General features: G+C 58.0%; 4 tRNA genes. All 4 read left to right on the top strand.

Annotated elements, in window-relative coordinates:
- The first annotated feature begins 1 nt into the window (after window position 1).
- The 4 genes from AB3U87_RS22545 (at window position 2) to AB3U87_RS22530 (ending at window position 374) form a co-directional block, all read left to right on the top strand.
- Window positions 2-77: transfer RNA gene (locus AB3U87_RS22545), tRNA-Gly, on the top strand.
- A 23-nt stretch (window positions 78-100) separates the two neighbouring features.
- Window positions 101-176: transfer RNA gene (locus AB3U87_RS22540), tRNA-Gly, on the top strand.
- Between the two features lie 23 nt (window positions 177-199).
- Window positions 200-275, top strand: a tRNA-Gly gene (locus tag AB3U87_RS22535).
- A gap of 23 nt (window positions 276-298) precedes the next feature.
- A tRNA-Gly gene (locus AB3U87_RS22530) sits at window positions 299-374 on the top strand.

Genomic DNA, 374 nt, shown 5'->3' with positions numbered 1-374 from the left:
AGCGGGAATAGCTCAGTTGGTAGAGCACGACCTTGCCAAGGTCGGGGTCGCGAGTTCGAGTCTCGTTTCCCGCTCCAAACGTTTTACTGCACCACCCCAAGCGGGAATAGCTCAGTTGGTAGAGCACGACCTTGCCAAGGTCGGGGTCGCGAGTTCGAGTCTCGTTTCCCGCTCCAAACGTTTTACTGCACCACCCCAAGCGGGAATAGCTCAGTTGGTAGAGCACGACCTTGCCAAGGTCGGGGTCGCGAGTTCGAGTCTCGTTTCCCGCTCCAAACGTTTTACTGCACCACCCCAAGCGGGAATAGCTCAGTTGGTAGAGCACGACCTTGCCAAGGTCGGGGTCGCGAGTTCGAGTCTCGTTTCCCGCTCCA

This window comes from Erwinia plantamica (assembly GCF_043420595.1).
In the GTDB taxonomy this organism is placed as follows: domain Bacteria; phylum Pseudomonadota; class Gammaproteobacteria; order Enterobacterales; family Enterobacteriaceae; genus Erwinia; species Erwinia aeris.
Note: the sequence above shows the minus strand (reverse complement) of the source record. Positions and strands in the feature narration are given on the sequence as shown.